Source organism: Kitasatospora sp. NPDC059722 (assembly GCF_042733235.1).
GTDB lineage: Bacteria > Actinomycetota > Actinomycetes > Streptomycetales > Streptomycetaceae > Kitasatospora.
Genome location: NZ_JBHWGD010000105.1, coordinates 16,211 through 22,882, shown reverse-complemented (window position 1 = coordinate 22,882; position 6,672 = coordinate 16,211). Strand labels below are relative to the sequence as shown.

The window sequence follows — 6,672 nt, the reverse complement described above, 5'->3', positions numbered from 1 at the left end:
GGCGGCCGCGGGCGCGATCGTGCCGGAGGAGGCGGCGGCCTGCGCGGCGGCGCCTGCCTGGGCGGCCGCGAAGCCGGCCCACTGGCTGGCCTCGCCCGCGGTGCGGGCCTGGACGGCGGCGTCGCGGGCGGTGACTGCGGCGTTGCGGGCCGCGTCGGCCTGCCCGGCGTCACCGGCGGCGCCGGCCGCGGCGGAGAGCGCCCTGGAGGCGGCGTTGCCCGCCTTCGTCGCGGCGGACGCGGCGTCGGCGGCGGCGTTGGCGGCCTGGCGGGACGCCTCGTTGGCGGCCCTCGCGGCCGCGGAGGCGGTCTTGGCCGCGGCGGCGGCGCGGGTGGCGGCGTCGGCGGCGCGGTTGGCCGCGTTCGACGCCTGCCCGGCCGAACCCTGGGCGGCCTTGGTCTCGTTGGCGGCGCGCTCGGAGGCCTCCTTGGCCAGACGGGTGGCGTCCAGTGCCTTGCCCGCCGCGTCCTTGGCGGCCATCGCCTGCTGCCCGGCCTGGGCGGTGGCGTTCTTCGTCAGGTCGGCCAGCTGGGCGACCGTCAGGGTCTCCTGGTCGTGGGCGGCGGCGGTCTGGTAGCCGTACTGCAGGAACAGCTGGACGTCGTCCATCGAGCCGTCCAGCGCTGCGCCGGCGGCCTTCTTCACCTCCGGCCCGCCGGAGGCCATCAGCTGGGAGAGGTGGACGCGGTCGTCGTCGTCCTTGGCCTTGAACTGGCCTTCGTTGAGGAACTGGTTGACGTCCGTCATGGTGCCGTCGAGCGCCTTGGCGGCCGCGGCCTTCACACCGGGGCCGCCGGCGGCCATGATCTGCGACAGCCGGACCCGCTGGTCGTCCTCGTAGGCCTTCTGGGCGCCGGTGGCGAGGAACTTCTTCAGGTCGTCGGCCGAGCCCTTGAGCGCGGCCTGTCCGGCATCGCGCACGCCGGGGCCGGAGTTCGCGACCAGGTTCTCGATCTTGGTGCGCAGGTCCTGGTCGGTCGCTGCGGCCTGGCCGCTCGCCAGGAACGCCGTCAGGTCGTCGCCGCTGCCGGTCAGCGCGGTCTCGGCGGCGTGCCGCACGGCCGGTCCGCCGGCCTGCCAGGCGGCGACCGCCTTGACCCGGTCGGGGTTCGCCGCGGTCGCCGTCGGCGGCGCGTCGGCCGCGAGGGCCGGGGTCGAGAGCAGCCCGGTCAGCAGGCTGCCGGCCACGAACCCGGCTGCCAGCCGTGATCGGGCCCGTGATGTCAGTGACATCCGCATGGAAGTTCGCAATCCATCCTGGTCTGGGCACCGGAGTGCCGTGAAGAACCGCCGACGGGGGCGCCGGCGGTGCGGGGAAAGTTCTTCGGGGTGCGCGCGGGGCGGCGGGAAGCGCCGTGGCACGTGCGCGGGGTGGCCCTGCGTCCGTCCGGCGGGCCAGGGGGCCGACGGGGCGGCCGCACCCGGGGAGCCGGGGTGCGTGCCGCCCTGCGGCACGGCGTCGGAAGCGACGTCCGTGGGCTCCTGCTGCCGGCAGCCGGTGAGCAGGGTGGTGGAATCGCGCGCGTCGAAGCGTGCGGGGAGTCTTCCGGTGGGCCGCTGACGAGCGGTCGGGTCCCGTGCTGGAAGGAGCAACCTGGAAAGAGCAACCTGGAAAGAGCAGCCAGGCCTACCCGGCCAAGGGCGGGAGAAAGGGATGCGCGGGTGGGCGGATCCGTGGATCCGGCGGCCCCGGCAGCCGGGAATTCCGGTTCGGCCGAACGGAGTTCCCGGGTGGATCGCATCGGGGGGGCGGGCCCCCCCGGGCGCCCCCCCCCCGGCCCCGTCGGCATCCGCCAAGGAGCACCCGATGATCGATGTCGCCACGCTGGTCGAACAGGCCCGGCACGGCCGACCGCGCGCCGTCGCCCGGCTCATCACGCTGGTCGAGAACGCCGCCCCGGAGCTGCGCGAGGTCATGGCCGCGCTGGCCCCGCACACCGGACGCGCCTACACCGTGGGCCTCACCGGCTCCCCCGGCGTGGGCAAGTCCACCTCCACCTCGGCGCTGGTCTCCGCCTACCGGCGGCTCGGCAAGCGGGTCGGGGTGCTGGCCGTCGACCCGTCCTCGCCGTTCTCCGGCGGCGCGCTGCTCGGCGACCGGGTCCGGATGCAGGAGCACGCCACCGACCCGGAGGTCTTCATCCGCTCGATGGCCACCCGCGGCCACCTCGGCGGCCTGTCCTGGGCCGCCCCGCAGGCCCTGCGGGTGCTGGACGCGGCCGGCTGCGACGTGATCCTGGTGGAGACCGTCGGCGTCGGCCAGTCCGAGGTGGAGGTCGCCGCGCAGGCCGCGCAGGTGCTCGGCGACGGGTGCCAGGGCGTCGTACATCGCGTCCAGCTGCTCCGGGGTGAAACGGTCGATGAAGTGGCTGCGGACGCTGCGCACGTGGTCCGGGGCGACGCGCTGCATCGTCTCCCAGCCCTCCTCGGTGAGGTGTGCGAAGAGGCCGCGGCGGTCGCCCGGACACTCCTGGCGGAGCACCAGGCCGGCCGTCTCCATGCGGGTGATCTGGTGCGAGAGCCGGCTCTTGGACTGCAGGGTGGCCGTCGCGAGGTCGGTCATCCGCATCCGGCGATCGGGCGCCTCGGAGAGGACGACCAGGATCTCGTAGTCGTTGATCGCCAGGTTGTGCGGCTGGAGCTCGCGGCCGAGCTGGTAGTCCAGCAGCTTGGCGACCTCCAGATGGGCGCGCCACATCCGCTGCTCCCGGGCGGTCAGCCAGGGCGTCTCGTCCTCGGGCTGCGACGCGGGGGCGTCCGCGGTGTCGGCGGGGTGCGTGTCCATGGCGCCCAGCATACCCCGATTTAGTTAAATCTTGTACGAGTTTACGGGGCGAAACGTCGTCCGGCTCAGGGTACCGACCCTTCGGCGCCCACGAGACCGACCGGCCGTCCGGCCACCACGCGCTCGGTGGACTGCAGCAGCACCTGGCCGGCGCCGACGAACTCGAACTGGTGCTCCTCGCCGGACACCCCGCCGATGCCGGTCAGCCGCCGCAGGCCGCCGACCACGCCGTGCAGGTAGTCGTGGTCGTAGTGGTGGCAGGGAGCGGGGCAGTCCGCCCAGCCGACCAGCGCCTGTGGGTCCACCCGGATCGGCGGGTCGACGAAGTGCACCGGGCCGTTGGACGCGGCGACGAACCGGCCGGTGCCGAGCAGGGTCAGGAAGCCCGGGACGATCGACTGCTTGAGCCGCAGCGCGGGGTCGAAGGCGAGCAGGTTGCCCGAGCGGACGGTCAGGTTGCCGTCGTCCAGGTCGTAGGAGTTGAGGTCGTAGGCGCGGTCCGCCAGCAGCAGCTTGCCGCGGCCCCGGGCGACGACCCAATCGGCCGCGTGCAGCGGCGAGTTGAAGTGCAGGCTGAGCATCCGGTCGAGCGCGCCGGCGCCGACGCCCTGGAAGGAGATGTCGCCGTAGTAGGCGATCATCTTGCCCTTCTGCAGGAAGTACGAGCCGTTGAGGTCGACCGAGAACGCGTACGGGTTGACGTTGTCGTCGACCGGCAGGGTGTACGCGTCGTGGACCACCGGGCCGGCGCCGTCCCGCGGCTCCGGGAGGGGCACCGAGAGGTCGTACTGGGTGGGCATCGGGATCGCGAGGCCCGGCTGCGTCGGCTGGTCGTAGGGCGACTGCCCGTACTCGGGCTGGCCGTACTCGGGCCGGCCGTACGCCGGCTGCCCGAACGAGGGCGGGCCGTACGGCGGCTGGGGCGGGTGGGTCATCAGAGCTTCTCCTCGCTCGCCTGGACGTACACCGCGCCGTGCCCGTCCAGCTCCAGCTGGAACGCCTCGCCGGAGCCGCGGCCGATGAACTCGCGCCACCCCAGCGCGGTGGACAGCCGGTTGCGCACCTCGCCGCGGTGGGCGACGTAGGCCTGCGGGTCGACGTGCACCGGCTGCCCGGGGACGATCGGCAGCTCGAAGACGCCGCCGTGCGCCATCACCGCGACCGCGCCGTGCCCGTCCAGCCGGGTGGTGAACAGCCCCTGGCCGGTGGCCTGGCCGCGGACGACGCCCATCACCCCGCCCTGCGCGCCGAGGAACGCGGTGGACTGGCGCAGCGAGCCCTCGAAGGCCAGCAGCCGGTCCGCCTCGACGAACAGGGTGTCCCCGGTCAGGTCGATCACGTGCACGTGGTGGCCGCCGTGGCCGAACATGACGGTGCCCTGGCCCTCGACGGTCATCAGCGGGGTGTCCTCGTTCGCCACGCGGCGGCCGATCATCGACAGCACGCCGCCCTGCCCGCCGGTGATGTCCGGCGTGAAGCGGACGTCCCCGGTGTACGCGATCATCGCGCCGCGCTGGCTGAACAGCCGCTGTCCGGGCAGCACCCGGGCCTCGACCAGCTTGCCGTTGAGCTGCCGGAAGGCCATCAGACATCACCTCCGAGGGTGTGCTTCTCGGAGGGCTGGACGTACACCAGGCCCTCGCCGGTGAACTCCACCTGGACGGCCTCGCCGCCGCCCTCGCCGATCGCCGTCGTCCACCCCGCGCCGGACTTGAGGCTGCGGTGCAGGCTGCCGGTGTGCGCGACGTACGCGCCCGGGTCCACCCGCAGCGGCATGTCCTTGCCGACCCGCAGGACGACGGCGGGGCCGTTCGAGGTGACGGCGGCCCAGCCGTGGCCCTCCACCTTGGTGGTGAACAGGCCGTTGCCGGAGGAGACGCCGTTCAGCCCGGTGAAGGTGGTGCCGGTGCGCAGGGCGGCCTCGGTGCAGAGCAGGTTGTCCGCCTCGACGTACAGCACCTCGCCGGTCAGCCGGACCAGGTTGATCTCGGTGGCCCGGTCGGCGAAGTAGCAGGTGCCCTGCCCCTTGACCTCCATCACTTCCATCTGTTCGCCGGTCAGCCGTCTGGCGACCATGCCGCGCAGGCCGTCACCGCCGCCGGTGAGCTTCTTGAAGGCCATCTGCCCGGTGTAGGCGACCATCGAACCGTTCCTGGCCTTCACGGCGTCGCCCGCCAGCTCGACGGCGAGCACCCGGGACCCCTGGAGTCTGAACTGTGCCACGGCCGCAATGTAACCGGAGCGGCCGTGGCAGTGGGAGGGGGCCCGGGGCGTGTCCGGCTTACGTGCGGGCGTGCGCGCCCCGGGACGGCGGCACCGTGCCGGCCGACTCCTCGACCTCCAGCAGCGAGGCCGAGTGGCGCTCCGCCTCGAAGGCGACCACGCCGCCGCGCAGGCCGAACAGCCGCTTGGAGAGCATGATCCAGACCACCGCGGCGATGTTGAGCAGCAGCGTGCAGATCTTCAGCACGCTCGTCTTCTCGTGCAGCTCGTAGCCCTCCAGCGGGAGGAAGGCGGCGGTCGCGATGACGGTCAGGTACTCGGCCCAGCGCTTGCCCAGCCACAGGCCGAAGGCCTCGACGATCTCGATCAGCGCGTAGGCGACCAGCGCACCGGCGACGATCACCAGGGTGCTCTTCTTGTAGTCGAAGGTCTTGCGGATCGTGTCGACGATCGGGGAGTGCTCGATGTCCCAGTTGAAGTGGTCGGTGACCGGCTTGAAGACCGTCAGGTCCTGGTCGAAGACCCGGTGCACGGCGTCCTGGCTGTTGGAGAACTTCCAGACGCCGAACGCGACGATGAGGATCAGCACGCCGCGCAGGATCCGTTCGACGGCCAGGAAGCGCAGGATGAAGATGTCGCGCAGGGCCTTGCCGCGCGGCACCAGGGGGGCGTTCCCGGCGGGGCCGGAGCCGTGCGGGGCGCCGAGGGCGAAGTCCCCGCAGCGCAGGCAGCGCCAGGCGTCGCCGAGCGCGGTCGCGGCGTGCAGCCGGGCGGCGAGCTCGGGCTCGGCCGGCGCGTAGGTCACGTGCCCGCGCTTGGCGCAGGTCCTTCGGTCCCAGTCCCGCTTGAACATCGGTGGCTACCCCCGTCGTGCGTTGCGTACGGCGCCCGGTTCGCCGGGCGCGCGGGCAGCAGGATAGGGGCAGCGGGCGGCGCGGCGCCCGGCGCGGCGCGGTTCTGGGGCCCGGTTGTGACATCGGGCACCCCTGGCGTGCTGCCGGGCACCCCGGCGGCCGGTTCGGACGTGTGCTCGGTGATAATGGCCGGAGGCTTGTGAGCGGGTTCACAAGCGATCTCCGACCCCCGCATCGAGGTATCCATCGTGAACAGCAGCGCCGTCCACCGCCTGCGCCTGGTCTCCGGCCCCGAAGGGGTCTCGTTCATCCTGCTGCTGATCTGCTCGGTGCTGAAGCGGACCACCAGCTTCGACGCCGTCCCGGTGATGGGGATGGTCCACGGGATCCTGTTCATCCTGTACGTGGTCTTCTGGATCCAGGCGTGGCAGGCGCAGAAGTGGGACGCCAAGCGCGGCGTCCTGCTGTTCGTCCTCGCGGTGCTGCCGACCGGCGGCTTCTTCGCCGAGCGGATGCTCGGCAAGGAGGAGCGCGGGGAGCTGCAGCCGGCCGCCGCCTGACGCCCTCCGTCCCACGCGCAGCCGGTCGACAGGCTGTCGCGGCCTCCTCTCCCAAGGGCCGCGACAGCCTGTCGCCGTTTCCGGGGGTGGCTCCGACAGAAGCATGACAAGTCGCGGCCGGGAAGAACAGAGCGCCTCGGGGGATTGGCCAAGAAGAGGCCCGGGGGGGGGGGGGGGGGGGGGGGGGGGCGGGGGGCGGAGGGGGGGGGGCCGGGCGGGAGTGTGCCGTTGGGCCCCCGCGCCGGCCGCC

The 6,672-nt window shown here is 73.2% G+C and carries 6 protein-coding genes and 2 pseudogenes; 2 read left to right on the top strand and 6 right to left on the bottom strand.

The features are described from left to right. Positions 1-1,239: ALF repeat-containing protein (locus tag ACFV4F_RS37195; protein WP_380509463.1), on the bottom strand; the 1,239-nt coding region annotated here is incomplete at its 3' end. A gap of 415 nt (positions 1,240-1,654) precedes the next feature. Between ACFV4F_RS37195 and ACFV4F_RS37190 the strand changes: the two are divergent. Further along, positions 1,655-2,239, top strand: a pseudogene (locus ACFV4F_RS37190) (ArgK/MeaB family GTPase); the annotation flags it as partial. Positions 2,240-2,509: 270 nt separating this feature from the next. On the opposite strand, the pseudogene ACFV4F_RS37185 reads toward ACFV4F_RS37190, so the two are convergent. From ACFV4F_RS37185 to ACFV4F_RS37165, 5 genes and pseudogenes are all read right to left on the bottom strand, one after another. Continuing rightward, a pseudogene (locus ACFV4F_RS37185) lies at positions 2,510-2,569 on the bottom strand (MarR family transcriptional regulator); the annotation flags it as partial. A 281-nt stretch (positions 2,570-2,850) separates the two neighbouring features. Further along, on the bottom strand, positions 2,851-3,585 hold the full coding sequence (locus tag ACFV4F_RS37180) for an AIM24 family protein (protein WP_380440191.1): 735 nt from the start codon (positions 3,583-3,585) through the stop codon (positions 2,851-2,853). A 134-nt stretch (positions 3,586-3,719) separates the two neighbouring features. Beyond that, positions 3,720-4,370, bottom strand: coding sequence for an AIM24 family protein (locus ACFV4F_RS37175; RefSeq protein ID WP_380440157.1), 651 nt, complete (start codon positions 4,368-4,370; stop codon positions 3,720-3,722). Further along, positions 4,370-5,008: an AIM24 family protein gene (locus ACFV4F_RS37170; RefSeq protein WP_359969407.1), complete on the bottom strand. Its 639-nt coding sequence runs from the start codon at positions 5,006-5,008 to the stop codon at positions 4,370-4,372. Before ACFV4F_RS37170 ends, ACFV4F_RS37175 begins: the two co-directional genes overlap by 1 nt. Positions 5,009-5,066: 58 nt before the next feature. After that, positions 5,067-5,861, bottom strand: coding sequence for a DUF2127 domain-containing protein (locus ACFV4F_RS37165; protein ID WP_380496788.1), 795 nt, complete (start codon positions 5,859-5,861; stop codon positions 5,067-5,069). Between the two features lie 249 nt (positions 5,862-6,110). On the opposite strand from ACFV4F_RS37165, the gene ACFV4F_RS37160 reads away from it, so the two are divergent. After that, the gene (locus tag ACFV4F_RS37160; RefSeq protein WP_380496789.1) at positions 6,111-6,422 is read left to right on the top strand and encodes a DUF3817 domain-containing protein; all 312 of its coding nucleotides are present in this window, start codon (positions 6,111-6,113) and stop codon (positions 6,420-6,422) included. The last annotated feature ends 250 nt before the right edge of the window (positions 6,423-6,672 follow it).

Excerpts from the sequence above, each read along its gene's own strand:
- ACFV4F_RS37165 (WP_380496788.1), bottom strand. The coding sequence starts at position 5,861 with ATGTTCAAGCGGGACTGGGACCGAAGGACCTGCGCCAAGCGCGGGCAC.
- ACFV4F_RS37175 (WP_380440157.1), bottom strand. The coding sequence starts at position 4,370 with ATGGCCTTCCGGCAGCTCAACGGCAAGCTGGTCGAGGCCCGGGTGCTG.
- ACFV4F_RS37180 (WP_380440191.1), bottom strand. The coding sequence starts at position 3,585 with ATGCCCACCCAGTACGACCTCTCGGTGCCCCTCCCGGAGCCGCGGGAC.